The sequence below is a fragment of the Polaromonas sp. P1_G4 genome (genome assembly GCF_056405475.1).
Window position 1 is genome coordinate 1 of the sequence record NZ_JBFUCA010000466.1, and the last position, 3,434, is coordinate 3,434.

Genomic DNA, 3,434 nt, shown 5'->3' on the forward strand with positions numbered 1-3,434 from the left:
ACCTCGTTCAGCCCCTTCCACACCATGCTGGCCGCCTACTACGTGGGAAGGGAAGGGCAGACCAAAACCGGCCTGTCGCTCAAGCCGCAGCACCTGTGGTGGCAGCACACGGCGGGTGCGGCGCGTGCACTGGGCCTGGAAGGCGTTGTCGGTAACCTGCAGCCCGGTTGCGAAGCCGACTTCGTCGTGCTCAACCTCCAGGCCACGCCGCTGCTGGCGCGCAAGACGGCGCAAGCCGCCAGCCTGGACGAGTTGTTGTTCGCACTGATTGTGCTGGGTGACGACCGGGTGATTGAAAAGGCCGTGATTTCTCAGGCGGGCGGCACAGCCTAGCAGCCGGCCCGGTCGCGTTCGGCTTCCGCGTCGCGCCGGCGTTGGTTCAGGCTTTCCATGGCAGCCACACTGYCGCCGCTGCGCTGGCTCTTCTGGATGCCCTCAATTTTGGTGTTGATGCTGCTGCAACGCTTCTTTTGCGATTCGGCGGATCGCAGCGAGGAGGCATCGCCGCCCTGCGCAGCCTCGACGGCCCTGGATTCCAGGGCCYGAGGCCGCGCAGGCGCGACGCCTGGCGCCGGACTGCCGGGCAGTTTTCCCACGGCGGCCAGCGCCGCCGCAACCTCCTGGGCATGTTTCTTGGCTGCGATGCAGTCGGCTTCGATGCTGGCACGAACTTCCGGCGCGGTGCCGCGTTTGCCGTAGACCTCGGTGATCAGGGTTTTCTCTTCTTCCGAATAGGCGGCGGCCCTGAGTTTTTCCGCCAGCGCTCCCGCTTCGCGCGACCAGACAATTTTCTGGGAGTCGATGCCGCGTTGCCGGCACTGTGTGTCCGTGCCCGCGCTGGCGACGGGTCGGGGGACATTGTCGAAATTGCGCACTTCCGTGCCCGGCTGCACCGTGTCGCAGGGGCGGTCCTGGTAGACGTTGCCGCAGCGATGCATCTTCTGCGCCTGTGCCCCGGCGCCAAGCAGCATCAGCACGGTCCCTGCGGCGATCCCCATCCAGGTTTTGCAGTTCATTGCCGACTCCCCCTGTCATGTAGTGATGCGCCATTTAAGCACACCGCCAGAGTGGGTCCACGGCCCGCTTTGGCCAGGATTTCGGGTTTTCGGGACTGTGGGCAGGCAGACTTCCGGCCTATCAGGCCGGGGTGAATCAGGCCGACGAAGTTCACGCCCGGCACGTGGCGCGAACTCGTAAACATGACTTTGAAGTCCCAGATCGATTTCTACGCTTCGGGGAAATGGTCGGTCAAAAAGCCGCCGCCGTGAACAAGCACCTGGAGCACATTTTGAAAAGCTGGGCGTGGAAACACGGGCGGCAGCCGCGGCACTGGCGACTGGGCATGTCTTTTAGGCCGGCCCAAGCCCTGCCTGGGCGGAAAAAACGGCTTTTTTTGCCGCGTTCAATGAATCTCCGCGGTAGCGACGGGGACCTCCAGGATGAACGATGCGCCTTTTCCAGTACCGTCGCTGTGGACCTGCAAGCTACCCCCCATTTCCTGCGCGGCCAGAACGCAGCTGTGCAGGCCAAAGCCATGCCCGTTTTTGCGTGTGGTGAAGCCGTGAGAGAAAACGCGTGTCAGGTTCTCCGGTGCAATGCCTTCCCCGTTGTCTGTCACCGTGATGCGCAGCACGGGCCCTTCCAGCAAAACAGCATGGAGCGTAATGAAYGGGCGCCTGTCTGCAATCGTGCCAAAAGCCTGCTTGGCGTTGCTGATCAGGTTCACCAGCACCTGCAAAACGCGTTGCCGATCCAGCAAAAGGGTGGGCAACGTTGCGTATTTTTTTTCAACATCCACTTTGTGGCGCGTCAGTGCATCCGCATTCATGCGCAGCGCGTCGTCCAGCAACTCATCCACCTTTGCGGATTCGACGACACGCGGGGTGCCTGCGTATGATTGCTGGGTCGCGATGACCTGTTTGATGTGGTCCACACTGCTGCAAAGTGCGTCGAGTTCTTTCGCGATCGATTCATGCTCTGCCTCCAGTGTCCGCGCCAACTCGCGCAGATAGGCGGGTAACAGCTTGCCCTTGCTGTCCCGCGTCAAAAACTCCCCCAAATCTCCGGTATGAGCGTCCATCAAACCCACAGAGCGGGCGAGCCCCTTGAGCTTGGACGTCCGCAACTGGCTGCCAATCAGTTCGGCCGACACGTTAACGCTGTTGAGAACATTCCCCACGTTGTGCAGCACGTTGGTTGCGATCTCTGCCATGCCCGCCAGACGCGCCGTGGTGAGCAGCTGGGCTTGAACCTCTTCAATTTTTCGTTCCGCTTCCTTCAATTCGGATATGTTTTTCGAAGTCCCGAAGGTTCCGATCAGTGTGCCGTTCCTGTCTCTCCAGGGGCCTTTGGTAGTGAGGTACCAGACGACACGCCCATCAGGATGAACGGTTTTTTCGCTCTTTTCGAGGATCGGTTTCCCCGTCCGGATAATCTCTTCTTCGTCGTGACTAAATTCACTCGCCCTGTCCTGGCCGTAAATGTCTGCATCGGTTTTACCAATCACATACTTTTCAAACTCCTCCACACTGGCCAAATGCGGTGGAAGTGTCTCCTCACCCATGTCCGGATGTGCTGCGCGATAGCGGCTGATCGATAGCCGCAGGAGGTTGTGAACTTCCGAGCGGCTGACTTTTACCAAACGTGATTTCAGATCCTTGAAGAAGATGGAATCTGGTGAGCTCTCCATCAGCGTAGCCAGCAAATCATGGTGGTGCGCCAGCGCTGCTTCAGTCTGCTTCAGGGCAGTAATGTCCTTGGAAATACCGAAGGTACCAATGATGGCTCCGGCGTTGTTGCGCAGCGGCATCTTTGTACTCAGCTTCCAGGATTCACCGCGCCCGTCTTTCCAGGTTTCCTTCTCCACTTTGCCGATGATCGGCTGACCTGTGCGCAGGATTTCCTGTTCATCCTCGTATGCGGGGCGCGCATGCTCTTCGGAAAAAAAATCGTGATCCGTCTTGCCCACCAGCTCCTCCGGTGATGCCCCAAACTGTAGCGCCTGTGCCTTGCTGCATTTGAGAAAGCGGGACTGCGCATCCTTGAAATAAATGTGATCGGGAGCGTTGTCCAGAAGCGTGCGCAACAAATCCTGCTCGTTGATCTGGGAGTCAGCCGCCGCGCTCCCCTTCTCCGTAACATCCGCCGCAGGGTGCCCGCCTGGATGAGACCCGGCGAGTTGTTGCAAATGCCACTTCTCTGCCAGGGAGTACGCCAATTGGATGACTTCTACAGGATCAAGCGGCGTCTTGAGCACCAGCCACCTGCTATTCGTGGCTCCCATGGCTGCGCGCAGCGCATCAGAAGAAAGATCCAGCCGCTCCGCGCACAGCACTATCTGGACTCCCGGATCAAGCGCCCATATTTGAGGTGCCATTTCGAGCGAAATTCCTCCCGCCGTACCAGAAACACCGATAAATGCCAGGAAGTAGGGA

3 protein-coding genes and 1 pseudogene are annotated in these 3,434 nt (G+C 59.5%); 1 reads left to right on the plus strand and 3 read right to left on the minus strand.

Going from position 1 to position 3,434, the window contains the following annotated elements:
• The coding region (locus AC1D1X_RS18810) for an amidohydrolase family protein (protein ID WP_477698874.1) at positions 1–333 on the plus strand (333 nt) is incomplete at its 5' end.
• On the opposite strand, the gene AC1D1X_RS18815 is transcribed toward AC1D1X_RS18810, so the two are convergent.
• From AC1D1X_RS18815 to AC1D1X_RS18825, 3 genes and pseudogenes are all read right to left on the minus strand, one after another.
• Positions 330–1,016: a hypothetical protein gene (locus tag AC1D1X_RS18815; RefSeq protein WP_477698875.1), complete on the minus strand. Its 687-nt coding sequence runs from the start codon at positions 1,014–1,016 to the stop codon at positions 330–332. The genes AC1D1X_RS18810 and AC1D1X_RS18815 overlap by 4 nt on opposite strands.
• Before the next feature lie 116 nt (positions 1,017–1,132).
• Positions 1,133–1,267, minus strand: a pseudogene (locus tag AC1D1X_RS18820) (acetamidase/formamidase family protein); the annotation flags it as partial.
• 135 nt (positions 1,268–1,402) lie between these two features.
• Positions 1,403–3,376, minus strand: coding sequence for a PAS domain-containing protein (locus AC1D1X_RS18825; RefSeq protein WP_477698876.1), 1,974 nt, complete (start codon positions 3,374–3,376; stop codon positions 1,403–1,405).
• Between the last annotated feature and the right edge of the window lie 58 nt (positions 3,377–3,434).